The 16,839-nt window shown below is 71.8% G+C and carries 16 protein-coding genes; 5 read left to right on the top strand and 11 right to left on the bottom strand.

Features of this window, described 5'->3' with window-relative positions; translation table 11 throughout:
- Positions 1 to 12: 12 nt before the first annotated feature.
- Complete coding sequence (locus tag ABWI07_RS03570) at positions 13 to 948, bottom strand: DUF4231 domain-containing protein (protein WP_149261934.1); 936 nt, start codon at positions 946 to 948, stop codon at positions 13 to 15.
- Positions 945 to 2,120, bottom strand: coding sequence for a hypothetical protein (locus tag ABWI07_RS03565; RefSeq protein ID WP_353817602.1), 1,176 nt, complete (start codon positions 2,118 to 2,120; stop codon positions 945 to 947). The genes ABWI07_RS03570 and ABWI07_RS03565 overlap by 4 nt, the downstream gene beginning before the upstream one ends.
- A 729-nt stretch (positions 2,121 to 2,849) precedes the next feature.
- Here ABWI07_RS03565 and ABWI07_RS03560 point away from each other — a divergent pair.
- Positions 2,850 to 3,098 carry a hypothetical protein gene (locus ABWI07_RS03560; protein ID WP_353817601.1) on the top strand — a complete coding sequence of 83 codons (249 nt, stop codon included), beginning with the start codon at positions 2,850 to 2,852 and terminating at the stop codon, positions 3,096 to 3,098.
- Positions 3,099 to 3,504: 406 nt separating this feature from the next.
- Here the strand turns inward: ABWI07_RS03560 and ABWI07_RS03555 are convergent, their stop codons facing one another.
- Both ABWI07_RS03555 and ABWI07_RS03550 read right to left on the bottom strand, forming a co-directional pair.
- Positions 3,505 to 4,893 carry a serine hydrolase domain-containing protein gene (locus tag ABWI07_RS03555; protein WP_353817600.1) on the bottom strand — a complete coding sequence of 463 codons (1,389 nt, stop codon included), beginning with the start codon at positions 4,891 to 4,893 and terminating at the stop codon, positions 3,505 to 3,507.
- A gap of 209 nt (positions 4,894 to 5,102) precedes the next feature.
- On the bottom strand, positions 5,103 to 5,594 hold the full coding sequence (locus ABWI07_RS03550) for a MarR family winged helix-turn-helix transcriptional regulator (RefSeq protein WP_149261937.1): 492 nt from the start codon (positions 5,592 to 5,594) through the stop codon (positions 5,103 to 5,105).
- Between the two features lie 40 nt (positions 5,595 to 5,634).
- Here ABWI07_RS03550 and ABWI07_RS03545 point away from each other — a divergent pair, with 40 nt between their 5' ends.
- Entirely contained in the window at positions 5,635 to 6,258 is a 624-nt protein-coding gene (locus ABWI07_RS03545) for a mycothiol-dependent nitroreductase Rv2466c family protein (protein WP_353817599.1), read from the top strand.
- The gene (locus ABWI07_RS03540) at positions 6,239 to 7,510 is read left to right on the top strand and encodes an MFS transporter (protein ID WP_353817598.1); all 1,272 of its coding nucleotides are present in this window, start codon (positions 6,239 to 6,241) and stop codon (positions 7,508 to 7,510) included. Before ABWI07_RS03545 ends, ABWI07_RS03540 begins: the two co-directional genes overlap by 20 nt.
- A 104-nt stretch (positions 7,511 to 7,614) precedes the next feature.
- Here the strand turns inward: ABWI07_RS03540 and ABWI07_RS03535 are convergent, their stop codons facing one another.
- The 3 genes from ABWI07_RS03535 to ABWI07_RS03525 are packed head-to-tail and all read right to left on the bottom strand — an operon-like array spanning position 7,615 to position 10,039.
- Positions 7,615 to 8,277, bottom strand: coding sequence for a response regulator (locus ABWI07_RS03535; protein WP_149261940.1), 663 nt, complete (start codon positions 8,275 to 8,277; stop codon positions 7,615 to 7,617).
- A complete protein-coding gene (locus ABWI07_RS03530; RefSeq protein WP_353817597.1) occupies positions 8,274 to 9,404 on the bottom strand; it encodes a sensor histidine kinase in 1,131 nt (376 codons plus the stop codon). The genes ABWI07_RS03535 and ABWI07_RS03530 overlap by 4 nt, the downstream gene beginning before the upstream one ends.
- A 20-nt stretch (positions 9,405 to 9,424) precedes the next feature.
- Entirely contained in the window at positions 9,425 to 10,039 is a 615-nt protein-coding gene (locus ABWI07_RS03525) for a hypothetical protein (protein ID WP_353817596.1), read from the bottom strand.
- Positions 10,040 to 10,296: 257 nt separating this feature from the next.
- Between ABWI07_RS03525 and ABWI07_RS03520 the strand changes: the two genes are divergently transcribed.
- The gene (locus ABWI07_RS03520; protein ID WP_353817595.1) at positions 10,297 to 11,850 is read left to right on the top strand and encodes a serine/threonine-protein kinase; all 1,554 of its coding nucleotides are present in this window, start codon (positions 10,297 to 10,299) and stop codon (positions 11,848 to 11,850) included.
- Between the two features lie 32 nt (positions 11,851 to 11,882).
- Here ABWI07_RS03520 and ABWI07_RS03515 read toward each other — a convergent pair whose 3' ends face one another.
- Both ABWI07_RS03515 and ABWI07_RS03510 read right to left on the bottom strand, forming a co-directional pair.
- A complete protein-coding gene (locus tag ABWI07_RS03515; RefSeq protein WP_200842156.1) occupies positions 11,883 to 12,752 on the bottom strand; it encodes an alpha/beta fold hydrolase in 870 nt (289 codons plus the stop codon).
- Positions 12,724 to 13,218 carry a hypothetical protein gene (locus ABWI07_RS03510; RefSeq protein ID WP_353817594.1) on the bottom strand — a complete coding sequence of 165 codons (495 nt, stop codon included), beginning with the start codon at positions 13,216 to 13,218 and terminating at the stop codon, positions 12,724 to 12,726. Before ABWI07_RS03510 ends, ABWI07_RS03515 begins: the two co-directional genes overlap by 29 nt.
- Before the next feature lie 85 nt (positions 13,219 to 13,303).
- Here ABWI07_RS03510 and ABWI07_RS03505 point away from each other — a divergent pair, with 85 nt between their 5' ends.
- On the top strand, positions 13,304 to 14,335 hold the full coding sequence (locus ABWI07_RS03505) for a dipeptidase (RefSeq protein ID WP_353817593.1): 1,032 nt from the start codon (positions 13,304 to 13,306) through the stop codon (positions 14,333 to 14,335).
- A gap of 54 nt (positions 14,336 to 14,389) precedes the next feature.
- Here ABWI07_RS03505 and ABWI07_RS03500 read toward each other — a convergent pair whose 3' ends face one another.
- Complete coding sequence (locus tag ABWI07_RS03500) at positions 14,390 to 15,901, bottom strand: RtcB family protein (RefSeq protein ID WP_353817592.1); 1,512 nt, start codon at positions 15,899 to 15,901, stop codon at positions 14,390 to 14,392.
- Positions 15,902 to 16,080: 179 nt separating this feature from the next.
- On the bottom strand, positions 16,081 to 16,800 hold the full coding sequence (locus tag ABWI07_RS03495; protein ID WP_353817591.1) for a YqeB family protein: 720 nt from the start codon (positions 16,798 to 16,800) through the stop codon (positions 16,081 to 16,083).
- Positions 16,801 to 16,839 lie beyond the last annotated feature (39 nt).

Genomic DNA, 16,839 nt, shown 5'->3' with positions numbered 1-16,839 from the left:
CACGGACGCGGCTCAGGGCAGGGCAGGGGCGTCGTTTCCAGAGACCTTCGCCATCCATGCATCGTTCTGGGCGGAGATGACGAGCTCGCATTCGGCGACGAAGGCGTCATCGTCCCCGGTGGACGGGGCGTTCCGCTCGCGCCGGGCCAGCAGCCGGGTCAGCTGCTCGGCGGTCCTGGTGTACTCCAGTTGCCGGTACTCGTACTTGGCGGCGGCCGCGTGCGTGCCGACGGCGGCGGCCAGCATGGCGGACACGGCGACCCAGGCGGCGATCTCCCCCACCTGGAAGGCTCCCGCGACCGCGCCGACAACGGCGCCAGCAGCGCCCAGCGCGGACTCGATCCGGCGGACGATCCGGACGCTGCGGCCCATCCGCAGCGCCTTGGGCCGGTAGTAGCCGTCCACTTGCCCCTGAATCCGCTCGGTCACGTAGGAGCCGATGCCGGAGACCGCGGGGGGCGTCCGGGCGACCGGCTCGATGCCGGCGAGGCAGGGGAGCAGGTCGGTGCCGTCGGCTTCGATTCGTTCGGCCTCGTCCAGCAGCGGACCGGGGCCAGGCGCGCCCCGGTACCGGCCCGCCCCCGCCAGGTGGACGTACACCTCCGATTTCAGTGCCTCGGAGATCGAGCGGAGGCGCGTCCAGTCGCGGAGGGCGTCCGGCCCCGCGGACCGTGCGGTCAGCGGGACCAGCGCGGCGGCGACGGCGGCGCCGAAGGCGAGGATCTCGCCGAGCAGCCCGAAGTCCATCGTCTGGGCGGCCGCCGCGCCCATCACCGCAGCGGCCGCGCCGAGCACCAGGCTGGCCAGCCGGGTCCGGCCGATCAGCCGGTTGAGCCGGTCGGCGCTTTGCGACCAGACGCTCTGCCGGTCCCAGACCCGCTGGACCGCCACGGATCCGGTCGCCTCGCCCTGCACGTCGTTGCCTCCCTGCGGTCGCTGGGACGTCATCGGTCGGCACGGGGCCCGGAGGAGCGGACGGGCTGCTCGTCGCCGGGCCGGGGTGGAGTCGGCGGCACTCGCGCCTTCCCGGCACCGATGCGGCTCTTCCGGCGGGACGGGACCAGCCGGACGAGCCGGTCCCGGACGGCCGCCCAGGAGCCGGCGCGGTCGTAGCCGGCGTTGGTGATGGCGTGCAGCGCGTTGATGACGACGATCGCGGGCGCGACGGTCGCTACCACGCCGGGGAACAGCGGGGTGAGCAGGAGCGCGAGGGCGATCGCCGTGATGCCGTTCTGCTGCGCAACCGCCAACTGGGCGCGGTCATCGGCGTCCTGCCCGCGCGTCAGCGGAAGGCTGACGAGCGCATGCGCCGCGAACGCGGTCACGCCGAGCACGATCCCGGCGGCGAACAGCACCCGCACCGACAGCAGGAAGCCGACGCCGAGCACGGCCAGCAGCAGGGCGACCTGGGTCAGCTGCGCGAGCCGGCGTTCGAACGTCTCCGGGGCCCTGGCCAGGACCGGCCGGACGAAGAGGCCGATGAGCGCCACACCGAGCATCCAGAACTGGGAGACCGCCACGACGGCCGCGGCCAGCAGCAAACCGCAGCCGACCGCGAAGCCGGTGACCGTGCCCGGACGCCACCTCCGCAGCACCCACCACGACCCGCAGACCACCGCCGCGAAGGCCACGTTGGCGGCCACCCCGAGCAGAAAGGCGCCCAGGCCGCCGCCCTGGAGCGCGGCCAACTCGCCGGTGCGGTCGATGTCGTAGGCCGCCACCGCCAGCGTCGCGGCGTAGACGGTCAGCAGCGTCGTGACCGGATCGTCGAACGATGCCCACGCCAGCAGCAGCGTCCTGCCGCGCGAGGACAGCCGCGAGGAGTGCTGGAGCGCGGCGACCGAGAGCGGGTCGATCTGCGCGACCGCCACGCCGAGCACCAGCGCCTCGGGCCCGGGGAACAGCGCCACCATGACCAGCGTGATGATCGTGGCTTTGACCAGCACTCCCACGGTGACCGCGAGCACCACAACGCGCAGGTCCGCGCGCATCCGCGCGTTGTCGATCCCGTGGGTGCTGCTGTAGAGCCCGATGGCGAGCAATGCCGTGACGGCGAGGAAATACGGATGGCCGTTGACCAGATTCTCGACCCGTCCGGCTCCGGCGGCACGGCCGGCCAAGGCGCCCAGCGCGATAATGGCGAGTGCAATGACAAATCGTCTGGCCGCCGGGCCGCGGACCATTCTTGGTGTTGTCATCCGGGATGACCCCTGTTCATAGCCCGTGGCCACCCCCTCACGGGCCGCATCGGCACCCACGATCTGCGTCACTACCGGGCCATTCGATGATAATCGGCGGACCCGGCCGGGGACCATCATTCGACGGAAGATGTAACCGCGCAGTATGTGATCTTGACGGCGGGTTGTCGATCATTGGAATGGCTCATTCGGAGCCGGAAAGCGGACTGCCGCCGGACGTGTCCCGATGGTCCGAAGGACCGCGATCGTCCATTGGCTGATCTGCCGCGCACCGGCGTAGAGGCGCTCCCAGCCGTCGAAGAGCCCGCCGCCGACGGCCGTGGGGACCACACTCTCGTACCACACCTCGCGCAGGAGGTCGGCGGTGCGGCTGACCACGGTGTCGCGGTGCGGCCGCCGACCTCGACCGGGACGCGTAGGACAGCAGCCTCATCTTCTCCTGGTCGGTGGTGCCGGGGACGGCCTGGAGATCGCCAGCCGCTGGCCCTCCAGGCCGATGTCGAGGCTCTCGTACAGGACGTGATCTCGCCGACGTCCGGATGCCGGAGGTCTTGCGGTCGATGTGCCGGCGGCGGACGCGGTCATGCCGGGCGTGAGCAAGACCGACCTGCGGCGCCACATATCGTCCGAAGATCCGCACGTAGCTGGGACGTGGACCGGCCGTCCGGGTGGAAGACGCCCGCACAGGGTGCGGCCACGTCCGCCTGGGCGGCCGTGGCTCCCGAACTGGACGGAGTCGGCGGCAGATACCTCCGAGCCTGCGCGGTCGCCGCACTCTGGACGCGGGACGACGGCCCGCCCTACGTCTATTACCTCCCCTACGCACTGGACGCCGCCAACGCCGACCGCCTGTGGAGGCTGTTCGACCAACTGATCGCCGACCCGCCGGCCCGCAGCTAGCGGCCAGGCTCCTACAGGCATGGCTCGTCGGGGCCGCGCACGCTGGGGTGGTTCCTAAGGTGCGAACTCCTTGGCACCCCCAGCGACGCGGGCCGCGCGATTAGGTGATCGGGAAGCGGGATGGGATGGTTAGGCGAGCGTTGGGTGGGGTGGGGGGTGGAGCCGGTCTACGGCGGATCCCGTAGGGGGTACACAACATGGACGCGGGGCCCTACTCCCGGGCCGAGTCATCGGATCAGCACTCTCCGTGGCGGGCGTCTGCTCGATTTCATCGCCGTATCCCAAGCTTGCGCGCCAATGATGGCCGACCGGACAGGTTGGCCCGCGGTGTGAGTCACGATGCTTGAGCGATGCACGGAATCGACTGAGCCGGAGGCATCGACACTCGCGCGCTCACGCGCAGGGCTCAGGCCGGCGAAACGCGTCTGTCGGCTCGGCCCGTGTGGAGGTAGGCCGCATGCCCCTCTCCGTCGTCACCGAGGAACGCGAGCGGCGCGCGGACGCCGCGCTCGGGTTCGACCGGGAGCAGCGCATCGCCGCGCCAGGCGACCAGCTCCGTCCGGTAGGGCGCCTCGCCCAGCTCGGCGGTGATCCCGGTGGGAGTGCGCTCCAGCCAGACCCGCCCCTCCTCGTCCTGGCTCACCGCGGTCTCACACGTGCCCGACCTGTAGGTGCCGACGTACCGGGACGCGTCCAGCGGGGGCGCAGCCGGATCGGGCGCCGGCGGCCCGGGCGGTTCGACACCGCCGAGCTCGCGGAGCACACGGCCCGCGATCTCGCGGTACACCGGCTGCGGCGAGCCGCCGTTGGTGACGATCGCCACGGCCACGTCTCGCTCCGGCGCCGCGCGCAGGAACGCCGACTGGCCGATGGTGTTGCCGTCGTGGCCGAAGACGGCGCCGCCCGGAAGGTCGTAGAGCTCCCACCCCAAGCCCCAGGCGGTGCCCCAGCCGATGTCGGGCAGTCCGACCTGCGGCTGCCGCATGGCCCTGACGCTCGCCCGGCTCAGCACGGAACCGCCGTCCGGGCCGAGCCCGCCGGCAAGGTGCATGCGCGTGAAGGCCAGCAGGTCGCGGGGGCGCATCGCCAGCATCGACCCGGCCGGCGCGTTCGAGCGCGCCAGCGCCCAGACGGAAGCCGGCCGGAGCCGGGCGCCCGGCGCCTCCTCGATATGCCCCACCGCCGCGCGGTGAATGATCGCCTCGTACGGGTCGTTCGCGGCGTGGGTCAGGCCCAGCGGCGTGAACAGGTGCGCCCTCATGCAGGCGTCGAACGGCTTCCCCCGTACGACCTCGACGATCCGGCCCAGTACGCAGTAGGCGGCGTTGTTGTACGAGAACATCTCGCCGGGCTCGAACAGCTGCGGCACCTGGCGCAGGACGCCCAGGTACTTCTCCAGGCAGTCGTCGCCCTTGCCCGTGTCGGTGAAGACGTCCCCCTCGAATCCCGCGACGTGGCACATCAGCTGCCGCACGGTGATCCGCTCTGCCGCCCGCTCGTCGCCGATCCGGAACTCGGGGAGATACGTCCGCGCCGGAGCGTCGAGGTCCAGCTTCCCCTCGTCGACCAGCTGCATGGCCAGCGTCGCGGTCAGCACCTTCGTGATCGAGCCGATCTGGAAGAGGGAGTCGACGGTCGCCTCGACGCCCGTGGCCGTGTTCAGCATCCCGGCCGCGGCGTCCACCGTCTCGTCGCCGGCGCAGACCGCCACCGCCGCCCCGGGCACCCCGTTCTCGGCGAGCAGGTCCGCCAACCGGTGTCGCAGCCACGCACCGATCTCGTCCAGCTTCGACACCGGTGTCCTCCTTGCTCGACTCCCGACGAGCATAGGGTCGGCGAGGCCCCGGCTCTTCGTTCGCCGCCACCACGAGCGGCACGTCGTTTCGTGGGTTCGGCCAAGGCGTCGCGGCCCCCGGAACAGGACCACCCGCCCGCGTCCGGCGCTCAGGGGCCGCTGTCAATCGCGCACCGCTCGCTCGGCGGTCCGGCCGGACGTGAAAGTGCTCAATTGTCGAGGGACGAGGCGAGGCGTCGGAGCAGGGCGGCCAGTCGCTCCTGTTCCGGCGCGCTGAGCCCGGCCAGGACGCGGCGCTGGTTGTCCAGGTGGGCGGCCATGAGGTCGTCGGTCAGCGCGACGCCCTCGGCGGTGAGGGTGACGAGTCGTCCGCGCGAGTCGTTCTCGGCGACGGTCCTGCCGACCAGGCCGCGGGCTTCGAGCCGGTCGACGCGCTTGGTGATCGCGCCGGTGGTGACCAGGACGGCACGGCTCAGCTCTCCCGCGGACAGGGTGTAGGGCGCGCCGGACCGGCGCAGTGCCGCGAGGACGTCGAAGTCGCCGTTGCCGAGGTCCGCGGCGGCGAAGAGCGGGCGGAGCCGCTGGTCGACCGCGTCGGTGAGGCGGAAGAGGCGGCCGATGACCAGCATCGGGCTGGCGTCCAGGTCGGGGCGCTCGCGGTTCCACTGGGCGACGATCGCGTCGGTGGCGTCAGGGTCCATGGCGTTGATTATATCTTCCTTGGAAGTTATATTAGCTTCCATGGAAGATAATCTTGCGCTTCGGCAGGCCGTGCAGGTCGTGTGCTACTTCGACGCCAGCTGCCCGTTCGCCTGGATCACCTCCCGGTGGCTGCTCGAGGTCGAGCGGCTGCGGCCGGTCGACCTGAGCTTCCGGATCATGAGCCTGTCGGTGCTCAACGAGCACCGCGAGATCGAGCCCTGGTACCGCGAGTTCAACGACCGCGCCTGGGGCCCGGCCCGGGTGTGCACGGCCGCCGAGATCGGCCACGGCGCCGCGGTCCTGCGCGACCTGTACACCGCGCTCGGCACGCGCATACACGCGCAAGGCAACAAGGACTTCGACACGGTCATCCCCGAGGCCCTGGAGGAGTCGGGTCTGCCCGCATCGCTGGCCGAAGCCGCCCGCAGCGAGGAGTTCGACACGGCTCTGCGCGCCAGGCACAAGGCCGCGCAGGACGCCATGGGCGAGGAAGGCGGCACGCCTCTCATCACCCTCGACGGGGCGACGTTCTTCGGGCCCGTCCTGAACGCCATCCCGAAGGGCGAGCAGGCCGTCCGGCTGTTCGAGGCCGTGCGGACCCTCGCCGGGACGGGGCCGTTCGCCGAGATGAAGCGGGCACGGGGTGCGCTCGACTTCAGCTGACTCGAACGCGTCCACGCGCCGCCGCCTCTACGCCGCCGCACTCGTCGGGTCGGTCGGCGACGGCATCTACGTCCCGCTGACCATGCTGTTCGTTCATGCGCTGACGGGGCTGTCCCTGACGGCGATCGGTGCCGGCCTCAGCCTCGCCGGGCTGTGCGCGCTGGCGTTCATGCCGGTCGCCGGGGCCCTCATCGACCGCATGGGGGCCAAGCGCGTGGTCATGTGCGCGCTGGTACTGCGCGCCGCCGGGTTCGCCGCCTACCCCTTCGCCGACACCTACCCGTCCTTCGTGGCGGTCGCAGTGGTGGTCGCGGTGGGGATGTGGGCCTCCACGCCGAGCCAGCACGCGCTCATCGGCGAGATCGCCCAGGGCACCGAACGCGACCGGCTGCTGGCCTGGGACCGCAGCCTCCGCAACGGCGGCATGGGGCTGGGCAGCATCGCGGCCGCCGCCCTGCTGGCGGTCGACGGAAACACCGGTTTCACCACGGCCGCGATGGTCCTGGCCTCGCTGTTCGTCCTGGCCACCGGCTTGGTGGCCAGGATCCCGGCCGTCCACGACGGTGCACGGCGACCGCCCGAGAAGCAGCAGGGATACCGGCAGGTGCTCACCGATCGGCCCTACCTGCTCATCGCCGCCGCCAACTTCCTGATCGCCTTCGGCTACACCGCACAGGCCATGGCGCTGCCGGTCTTCCTCACCCGCGACATCGGCCTGCCCGCCGCCCTCGCAGGAGGCGTGTTCGCGCTCAACACCGCGCTGGTCGCCGCGCTCGGCGTACCGGTCGCACGCCTCACCATGCGAGGGAGACGCCCCCGCACCTCGGCGCTCGGCGCGACCATCTTCGCGGCGTCCTTCGCCGCCTTCGCGCTCATCCCCGGACTCTTCGGCGGCACGACCGCCCTCGTCGCCGTCCTGGCGGTCGCGGTGCTCTACACCAGCGGCGAACTCATCCACTCCGTGCCCGCGCAGGGCCTGTCGGTGCAGGCCGCCCCCGACCACCTGCGCGGACGGTACCTGTCGGTCTACCAACTGTCCTGGTCGCTCTGCCGCACGATCGCGCCCCTGCTCCTGGGATTCCTGCTGGAGACGGGGTCATGGCAGCTGTGGGCGGTACTGGCGCTGATGGTCCTGACCGGGGCGATCATCTTGCTGTGCACCGAGCGCGCCCTGCCGCCGCACGCGGTCGGCATCCGTCCAGCGCCCGGCTCCCCGACCCTCGAGAACGCCGTGCAACAGGCCGGCGCCTAGAGCCGCTCGCGAGCACGGCACCGGTCCGCAGGTCGTGGTTCGCGGCGGGGCGGCCCGGGGTCCTGGGACGCCGCGGTGGCCACGCGCCGCTCGCCACCGTGTCGTCACCGGGACCCCGGCACGACCAGGCCGCCCTCGTAGGCCGCGATCACGGCCTGCACCCGATCCCGCACGCCGAGCTTGGTGAGGATGCTGCTGACATGGGTCTTCACGGTGTGCTCACTGAGGACCATCGTGGCGGCGATCTCGGCGTTGGACTGCCCCAGGGCGATCATTCGCAGGGTCTCCCGCTCCCGGGCGGTCAGCACGTCGAGCTCTCCGGCCGGCGGCTTCGCGGCCGGAGACCGGGAGGTGAACTCGGCGATCAGCTTGCGGGTGACCGAGGGGGCCAGCAGCGACTCGCCGGCCGCCACCACGCGCACGGCGTGCACGAGGTCGTCCCGCCGGACGTCCTTGAGCAGGAACCCGCTCGCGCCCGCCCGCAGCGCTTCGAACACGTAGTCGTCGAGGTCGAACGTGGTCAGCATGAGCACCCGGCACGCCGTCTGGACCGAGACGATCCCGGCCGCCTCGATGCCGTCCATGCGGGGCATCCGGATGTCGAGCAGCAGCACGTCCGGCTCGTGGACGCGGGCCGCCTCGACCGCCTCGATCCCGTCCCCGGCCTCGGCGACGACCTCGATGTCGGGCTGGGCTTCGAGGATCATGCCGAACCCGGCCCGGACGAGTTCCTGGTCGTCGGCGACGACGACGCGCAGACCGCTCATGCCGCGCCCCCGAGCGGCAGCCGGACGACGACCTCGAAGCCGGGGCCGTCGGGGCGCGGTCCCGCCGAGGCGGTGCCGCGGCAGGCGGCGGCGCGCTCTCGGATGCCGATCAGGCCGTTGCCGCCGTGGGGAAGCGCGTGCGGCACCCCCTTGCCGTCGTCGGTGATGCGGATCACGAGTTCGTCGTCCTGCCAGTCGAATCGGATGTCGGCGCGGGTGGCTCCGGCGTGCTTGACGATGTTGGTGAGCGCCTCCTGGGTCACCCGGTAGGCCGCGACGTCCACGTCGCCGGGGAGCGGGACCGGGGTCCCGGTGACGGAGTGGTTCACGGTCAGCCCGGGACCCGCGACGTGGCCGGTGAGGTCGGGCAGGTCGGCGAGCGTGGGCTGCGGCTCGCGCGGGCCCTCGCCCTCCTTGAGCACGCCGAGCAGCCGGCGGAGCTGCACCATCGCGTCGCGCCCCGAGGCGGCGATCGCGTCGAACGCGGCCTCTGCGCGGTCGGGGTCGCTGCGCACCACGACCGGGCCGGCCTCGGCCTGGACGACCATGAGGCTGACCGCGTGGGCCAGGATGTCGTGCATGTCCCTGGCGATGCGCGCCCGCTCGCGTTCCGCGGCCCGCTCGACCTCGACCTGGCGTTCGCGCTGGAGCTGGGCCGCCCGCTCCTCCAGCGCGGCGGCGTGGCTCCGGGAGACGGCCGCGGCCCGGCCGACGGCGTAGGCGGCGACGAACAGCACGACGCCGCGCACCGCCGTGTCGGACGATCCGGTGAACGCGAGCCCGCCGGCGGTGGCGACGGCCAGCGCGATCATGCGCGGCCACCGGGAGGCGTAGGCGGCGGTGGAGTAGATCGCCACCAGGGCGCCGTACCAGACCGGCTGGGCGGCGACCCGGTCCGACAGGTCGTAGAGGGAGACGGTGACGAGGACGACCATGAGCACGGCCACCGGCGCGCGCCGCCGCCACACCAGGGGCACGGCCGCCGCGAGCACGACGGCGTACCCCCACCAGCTCCACGATCCCGGGCTGGAGAGAAGCGGCCAGAGCTGGGCCGCCAGGACGAGCGCGGCGAGCGCCAGGTCCAGCCGGCGTGCCGGGATGGCGCGCAGCCGGTCGAGAAGGGACACGACTCGGCATTCTCCCCTCATCACGCGGCGGCCGGCACGGCGGACTCGTCCACGCGGTGCCGACCGCCGGCCGGGCGGGACGCGCGGGAGACGCGGGCCAGCGCCAGGAAGGAGATCAGCAGGCAGGCGGCGCCCAGCGGCATGAGGTCCTTCTCCACGAACGGCACCAGGACGTCGGCGATCACCAGGACGGGCATCCACGCCTTGACGCGGCGCTGGATCGCCAGCTGGAGGACCAGTCCGATCTGGGCGACGAAGAACAGCAGCGGCCCGAAGCCGTAGACGACCTGCTGTACCCCGGGAACCGACTGGACCTGATCGAACATCACGTCCATCGCGGCGTGGTCGGCCGACCGGAACCCCACGACGAGGTCGATGGTGAACTGGGCGATCAGCGTGGTGATGCCGATGTATCCGGCGGCGACCAGTCCGGTGGCCAGGCGTCCGCGACCGGCCAGCCTCCGGATCTCATGGAACGTCATGGCGAAGAACACCAGGGCGCCGATGAAGGCCAGGTGGCCGGTGGTCCAGGCGAGCCCGGGACCACGGCTGCCGTCCAGGCCGTCGAGGATGCGGATCACGCCGTAGGTGAAGGTGAGGACGGGGGCGGCGACGAAGGCGATGCGGGGGTTCATCTCGTTTGCTCCTATGGTGGTGATGACCTCCGCAATCCTGGTTTCCCGCGGCTGCGTGGACATCGCCGGAGCGAGCGAACTCTCACCTCCCTCGCGAGAGGGTCCGTCAAGCCGGACGGGGTCTCAAGAGCGGCGTCCAGCCCGATCGGTCCCGCGGCCTGCGACCGCGGGGTCGCCATGCGACCAAACAGACAGAGATGTCTTTCAGTTGGTCGGATCAGCTTCTTCCGAACGTTCCGGGCCGATAGGTTCTGATCATGGGCTGGGACGACGAGGGGGTACTGGCGGGCCGGTACCGGAATCTCGGCCGGATCGGCCAGGGCGGCATGGGCGCGGTGTGGCGCGCCCATGACCTCGACCTCGACCGCGAGGTCGCCGTCAAGGAGCTCCGGGTGCCCGAACAGGCCACCGACCAGGAGCGGCGCGTCTGGTACGCCCGGATGGAACGCGAGGCACGCGCCGCGGCCCGCCTGAGGCACAACGGCATCGTGACCGTCTACGACCGGGTGATGGGCGACGACGGCCGGCCCTGGATCGTCATGGAACTGGTCCGCGGCCGTTCCCTCGAACAGCTGCTGGCCGAGCAGAAGACGCTTCCCCAGACCCAGGTCGCCGCGATCGGGCTCGCGATGCTGGACGCCCTCTCGGCCGCCCACGCGCAGGGCGTCGTCCACCGCGACGTCAAGCCCGCCAACGTGCTCCTCGAAGGCGACCGGGTCCTCCTCACCGACTTCGGCATCGCCGCACTGGAGGGCGACGTCACCATCACCCGTTCGGGCATGGTGCTGGGCACGCCCGCCTACATGTCCCCCGAACAGGTCGAGGGCAAGGCCGTCACCCCCGCTTCGGACCTGTGGTCCCTGGCCGCCACCCTGTACGCGGCGGTCGAGGGCCGCCGCCCGTTCGACGGCCCCAGCCACGGAGCCGTCTTCGTCGCGATCGCCACCGGGCGATTGCCCCCTCCCCGGTGCGGCGGCCCGCTGGCGCAGGTCCTGAACGGCCTGCTGCGCAAGAACCCGGACGAACGGCTCTCCCCCGCCCAGGTCCGCGACCTGCTCAACGCCGTCCTGGCCCCCACCGCCGACACCGCCGAGACCGCGGCCGACACCGGACCGCCCTTGCCTCACCGGCCGCCCCGCACCGCGCTCCTACAGCCGCCCATCAGCGAGATCCCGGTCCTGCGCTACCGGACAGTCCTCGTCAGAGTCGCCCTCCTGTGCACCGCGCTCGCCCTCCTGACCTTCCTGAAAGGGCCCTGGGCGGGAGACAGCGACATGCTTCCCCTCCCGCTCTTTTGGGGCTCATACAAATCGATCATCCTGCTGGTGCCCGTGGTCGTGGCGTTCATTTTCATGTGCGGGCTGTGGTTCCTGCCGCACAGACCGACCCTCGTCCTCGCCCTCGTATTCACGATCCTCGGCGGCGTTCATATAGAAGCCCTCATCGTGGAGGGCCATGGTCGGGACGACCCCGTCCTGGTCATCGAGCCCAGCGGCGAATTCGGAATCTCCTGGGTGCTGAGCACGCTCGCGTTCATGTTCGCCTTCATCGCGGCGAACCCCTCACTTGCCGCACGGGTGACGGACCCGCCCGCCCGTCATGCCCTGCTCACCATGGTTGTGCTCGTCGAAGGCATGGTGGCCCTGCTCTGGGTCGTGCCCCTCTACGAGGTGGCAGGGTCGGGGCTGGACCTGGACTCGGACGACAACGCCCCCCTCATCGCCCCTCTCATGCTGCTGGGCCTGCTCTGGCTCTGCGTCCAGCCGTTCATCTGGTCGAGCAAGATCAGAGCCGAGTTCTCCCGCCACTAGAGGGGCTTGCCGCCGAGGGGCGCGGCAGTCCCTCAGGCGCCTTGCCCGGTGGGCTGTGACCGGAGGCTCAGGACGGCCTGGGCGATCTGCTCGGGTTGTTCGGCGACCATGTTGTGGCTGGCGGCCAGGTCGAGGACGCGCAGGTGCGGCCGGTCGGCGGTGAGGGGCAACAGGTCGCGGCGGATGCCCGCGCGCTGCGCCGTCATGAGGTCGCCGACGCGGCCCGGCAGGCCGGGCAGGTTCTCGGTGGCCAGGACGAACAGGGCCGGGCAGCGGATGCCGGCCACCGCCGCGACGCTGTCCTGGAAGCGGGGGTCGTATCTGATCTGCCCGGCCAGCGCGGCGCCCGGCCGCAGGTAGACGCCCTCATCGAGGGTGCGCAGCGACCGCTGGGGATACATCGCCGCGTGGGCCTCGCTCAGCGGCTGGGCCATCGCCTCGGCCTGCGCGTCGAAGATGGTCTGCACTTCCGCCAGGAGCGCGGCCAGTTCGTCCTGCTCGATGCCCGCATAGTGCCGTGGGTCGGTCTCGGCCGAGCGCAGGCCGTCGAGGTTGACGATCCCGGGCCCGTCCGGGTGGCGCAGCGCCCACTGCACCGCGACCATGCCGCCGAGTGAGTGGCCCACCAGGACCGGAGCGTCCAGATCGAGATGGTCGATGACCGCTTGGACATCGTCCAGGACCGCCTCCCACTCCCACGGCCCGTCGCCGGACAGCCCATGACCGCGCAGGTCCATGGCGACCACCCGGTGGGCGCCGGTCAGCAGCGGCGCGACCGCGTCCCAGTGCAGAAGGGTGCCGCCGAGGCCGTGAAGCAGCAGGACCGGGGTCCCGCTGCCGCCGTGGTCGCGGACGGCCAGCGGGACGGGACGGTCATCGATGATCGAGTCGTGCGATGGCACGGGTGTTCTCCTGGGGGCGGTCGAGCCGGTCGCGGATGGACGAGGTGGTGACGCCGCCGTCGGGATGCCGGTCGAGCTTGCCGCGCTTGACGAGGTCGTGGACGCCTTGCCGGGTGATGCCGAGCATCGCCCCGGCGGTGGAGTACGGCACGGCCTCGGCGGGGTGGACCATCGAGCGGGCCACGGCACGCCCCACCGCGGTCCGCCACCACGAGGCCGGCGGATCGAAGGCCGCGTCGCCGGGGAAGAACACCCCGACGAGCCGGGCCGCGGTCATGGCGGCCCGCTCCCGGTCGGGGCCCAGCAGTTGGGCGGCCCAGACCTCGGCCTCCACCCGCAGCCGCGCCCTGATGGGCTCGATCGGCTCGTCCGAGGCCAGGAGGATCTCCAGCGGATCGAGGATCCGCGTCTCCAGCAGCCGGACGAGTTCGGCCACCAGCTCGACATGGTCTTCCGTGGTCGTCACTTGACACAAGATAGCAAGTACTTGCTCTCAAACGTCAAGTAGTCCAGCCGGGGAGATCCGGGCACGGCCGGTTACAGTGCCGGTCATGCCTGGCGACTTGCACGAGAGCGCGGTGGTGGCCGACGCGCACAACGACCTGCTGATGGCGGTGGTGGCACGCCCGCCCGCCCGTTGGGCGTCCTTCTTCAGGGAGCGGTGGCTGCCGCAGCTCCGCACGGGCGGAGTCGATCTCCAGGTGCTCCCGGTGTTCATCGACGACCGGTTCAGGCCCGAGGGGGCGCTGCGCGAGACGCTCCGGATGATCGAGTGCGCGCACGCGATCGCCGAGGGGAACCCCGAGGACGTCCGGCTCTGCCTCGACGGCCCGCAGATCGACGCGGCACTGGACGAGGGGAAGATCGCGCTGGTCCTGGCGCTGGAGAGCATGCCCGGGCTGGACGCGAACGTCGAGCTCCTCGCGACCGTGCACCGGCTCGGCGTCCGGGTCGCCTCGATGGCGCACTGGGGGCGCACCCCGCTCGCCGACGGCAGCGGCGAGGACGCCACCGCGAGCCGCCTGACCGCCGCGGGCGTCGAGGCCGTGGCCGAGATGGAGCGGCTCGGCATCCTGCTGGACATCTCCCACCTGGGGGCGAGCGGGGTGGAGCACGTCCTCGAACTCGCGTCCCGGCCGGTGGTCGCCACCCATTCCAGTGCCCGCGCCCTACGCGACCACCACCGCAACCTGGCCGACGACCAGATCCGGGGCGTCGCGGCTACCGGCGGCGTGGTCTGCGTGAACTTCCTGCCGGGCTTCCTGACCGCCGACCCCTTCGGCTACACCGTCGCCAGGCTGGCCGACCACATCGACCACGTCGCGTCGGTGGCGGGCATCGACCACGTCGGCCTCGGCCCGGACTTCGTCCACGAGGTCTTCACCGACCTCACCCCGCCCTGCTGCGAGGACCCCGCGGCGAACGCCGGCTTCGACGTCATGGCCACCCTCCCCGGCCTCGCCGGCCCGTCCGGCCTGCCCCTGCTCACCGACGAACTCCTCGCCCGCGGCCGTCCCGAGCCCGACATCCGCAAGATCCTCGGCGGCAACCTCCACCGCCTCCTCACCACCCACCTCACCTGACCACCCGCCAAGGCGGTGGAACGCGCGGCAAGCGGAGGCAGGCCGCCCGGCGGGTCAGCCCTTGACGGTCAGGAGGGGGCGTAGCTCGACGACCGGGGCCGCGACGTCGGCGCGGGCGAGGCTGGACACGACCGGGCCGATGTCCTTGTACACCCACGGCGCCTCCTGCTTGAGGTCGCGGCGCCAGGCGGCCATCACGTCCGCGCGGCGGGTGACCGCGGGGTCGCGGTGGTCGAGGGGCGTGACCACACGGAACTCCTTGAGGAACGCGTCGAGTTCGGTGTCGTTCGTGCGGGACGCCGCGCCGCGCGGCACTCGGCGGCCGGCGCCGTGGCACGCGCTGGCCAGGGTCCGCGGGTTGCCGTGCCCGCGCAGGACGTAGCTGGCCGCCCCCATCGACCCGGGCACGATGACCGGCTCGCCCCACATCGCGTACGGCCCATCGACCATGTCGGCGTACCCGCCCGCGGGTGTGGCGCCCTTGCGGTGCACCACCGACCCGTCGTCGTGCCGCCACAGCAGGTTGTGCGGGGCGTCGTAGACGAGTTCGCCGGTGAGGGCGCCGCACTCGGCGGCGAGTCCCTGGCGCAGCATCAGCGAGAGGAAGAACCGGTTGCCGACCGCGAAGTTCGCGGCGTTGCCGAACGCGTCGAGATAGCGCCGCAGCGCTGCCTCGTTCCGCTCGCTGAGCAGGATGGGGAGGATCTTGTTGTCCGGGGTCGGGACGTGCGCGGGCCACGCCTTCCTTGCCTGGTCCAGGCCGTCGGCGTTGGCCTGGTGGCCCAGCGACAGCGAGCCGCTGTGCACCATCAGCACGACCTGCCCGGGTTCGAAGCCCCAGGCGTAGGCGGCCTGCCGGTCGTGGACCGACGCGACGTACTGCAGTTCGGCGAAGTGGTTGCCGCCGCCGACGCTGCCGATGATGCTGTCGTAGCTGGTGCCGCCCGCACTGTCGATCCAGTCGCGGAACGGCTCGGCGGTCGCGGTCGGGTACCGCTCCCCGTGGATCCGGCCCGGCCGCCCGTCCTCAGGCCGGTGCTGCGACCAGATTCCGCTCGCGGGGTCGCCCGGCACCCCGAGCAGGCCGGGCAGTCCGTCGCGCAGCAGGGCCTCCCGCTGGATCCCCGACAGCGCGATCCGCCGCCCTCCTTCGAAGAACAGGTGCCGCAGCCGGCCTTCCAGCGCGTCCAGGCGGGGACGGACCTGGTCGACGGTGAGCGAGGTCGTCTCCAGCCGCATGCCGCAGTTGATGTCGTTGCCGACGGCCTGCGGGATCAGCGCCCCGCTGGTCCGGAGCACGGTGCCGATCGGGATCCCGGCACCCTTGTGCAGGTCCGGGGTGAGCGCGACGCGCTCGATGGCCGCTTCCTCGTCCCCGGTCGCGTCGGCGAGCCGCGCCAGGGTGTCGGCGGTCTGGAGCACGGTGAGGATCTCATCGACCGCGCTGGGCTCGATCGGCACGTCGGCGCCGGCGCAGATGTCGACGGGGGTGTCCCACCGGTTGGGGAGATTGAGCCAGTAGTCGTCGGTACGGACGAGGCGGGGATCCTGCTGGGAGGCGGTCATGGGCTTTCCTTGTGGCTGCCGGATTTCGGGCATGGGTCAGAGACGTGACCGTCCAGAGCGGACGCACGGGACATCGCCCGGTGGGCGACGGACTCCCCGAGGTTCAGCAGCCGCGAGGTGCGACGAACACTAACCAGGCCCCCACCGCCCGGCCAACCGAATATGTCCGACGACCGCGATCACTTGGCGGGCGGGTTGGGGGTGGAGTGTCGCCAGTACTGCTGTTTGCCGTTGTCTCGGACGACGATGCCGATCCGGGCCAGTTCGCGGCGCAGTTCCTTGACGACCTCGGCGGAACGCGAGCCTTCCATGGCCTCCGCGCGCACCTTGAGCAGCGAGTTCGCGTGCTCGGACAGGTCGGGGGTCTTCGGGACCCAGAGGCGGAAGTCGTCCAGGTAGGGATCACCGTCGGTCCAGGCGTAACCGTGTCCGGTGAAGGCCGCGGCGAGCTTCCGGGCGCTGAGGTCGCACTTCTCTCTGGCGATCTCCTCGCCCCCGCGGCCGAGCAGGACGAGATGGCCGCGGTCCCGGAAGACCGGGCCGACCCGGTCGCGGGTGATCTCCTGGACGTGCCCCGGCCGCCTGAGGACCACCCGATCGTCGGACACGGCGACCGAGACCTGCTCCAGGGAGTCGGAGAAGATCAGGCCGAGCCCCACGACGGCGCCGAGGGCGACCAGGCCGGCGGTGAGCCACGGCTCGGGGATCGAGACCAGCAACCGGGCCGGTCCGCGCATCGGCGCCCACTCCAGGGTCGTCAGCCAGTTCGCGAGCGCCTTGACCAGCCAGCCGAGCCCCGCCATGAGCGCCGCCGCCGCGATGTACAGGGTCGTCCAAGCCCAGACGGACCGGGCCAGCGTCGTCGGAGCTTCCGGGTGTTCCCACTGATTCCGTCGCATGGTCAGGACCTCGTTGCCATCGCTTCGACCGGGCTCTGA

It is taken from the genome of Actinomadura sp. NPDC000600 (genome assembly GCF_040492135.1).
GTDB lineage: Bacteria > Actinomycetota > Actinomycetes > Streptosporangiales > Streptosporangiaceae > Spirillospora.
Note: the sequence above shows the minus strand (reverse complement) of the source record. Positions and strands in the feature narration are given on the sequence as shown.

Excerpts from the sequence above, each read along its gene's own strand:
- ABWI07_RS03570 (WP_149261934.1), bottom strand. The coding sequence starts at position 948 with ATGACGTCCCAGCGACCGCAGGGAGGCAACGACGTGCAGGGCGAGGCG.
- ABWI07_RS03550 (WP_149261937.1), bottom strand. The coding sequence starts at position 5,594 with ATGGACCCTGACGCCACCGACGCGATCGTCGCCCAGTGGAACCGCGAG.
- ABWI07_RS03545 (WP_353817599.1), top strand. The coding sequence starts at position 5,635 with ATGGAAGATAATCTTGCGCTTCGGCAGGCCGTGCAGGTCGTGTGCTAC.
- ABWI07_RS03535 (WP_149261940.1), bottom strand. The coding sequence starts at position 8,277 with ATGAGCGGTCTGCGCGTCGTCGTCGCCGACGACCAGGAACTCGTCCGG.
- ABWI07_RS03525 (WP_353817596.1), bottom strand. The coding sequence starts at position 10,039 with ATGAACCCCCGCATCGCCTTCGTCGCCGCCCCCGTCCTCACCTTCACC.
- ABWI07_RS03520 (WP_353817595.1), top strand. The coding sequence starts at position 10,297 with ATGGGCTGGGACGACGAGGGGGTACTGGCGGGCCGGTACCGGAATCTC.
- ABWI07_RS03505 (WP_353817593.1), top strand. The coding sequence starts at position 13,304 with ATGCCTGGCGACTTGCACGAGAGCGCGGTGGTGGCCGACGCGCACAAC.
- ABWI07_RS03500 (WP_353817592.1), bottom strand. The coding sequence starts at position 15,901 with ATGACCGCCTCCCAGCAGGATCCCCGCCTCGTCCGTACCGACGACTAC.
- ABWI07_RS03495 (WP_353817591.1), bottom strand. The coding sequence starts at position 16,800 with ATGCGACGGAATCAGTGGGAACACCCGGAAGCTCCGACGACGCTGGCC.